This is a genomic window from Fictibacillus nanhaiensis, from assembly GCF_023715445.1.
Classification (GTDB): Bacteria; Bacillota; Bacilli; order Bacillales; family Fictibacillaceae; genus Fictibacillus; species Fictibacillus nanhaiensis_D.
On record NZ_JAMBOD010000070.1, the window covers coordinates 1 to 255 of the forward strand.

Genomic DNA, 255 nt, shown 5'->3' on the forward strand with positions numbered 1-255 from the left:
CCCGGGAACGCGGGAAATGGCAAGGAATCATGAGCAGTGTGTTCGGATTGGCAAGTGTGTTCGGACCGACGCTTGGAGGATATATTGTAGACCACTTTCATTGGCATTGGGTATTCTGGATCTTCCTTCCGTTCGGTTTAGTAGCTTTTGCTGCCATCTATTTCCTTTTTCCATCGGTACAACGAAAAGAAAAAGAATCTATTGATTATACAGGATCCTTGCTTTTAACGTTAACAATGGTTCCCCTTTTGCTGT

1 protein-coding gene is annotated in these 255 nt (G+C 43.9%); it reads left to right on the forward strand.

Features of this window, described 5'->3' with window-relative positions; all coding sequences use genetic code 11:
- Nucleotides 1–255 (forward strand): MFS transporter (locus M3196_RS21895; RefSeq protein WP_251324385.1); only part of this gene is annotated, 255 nt, incomplete at both ends.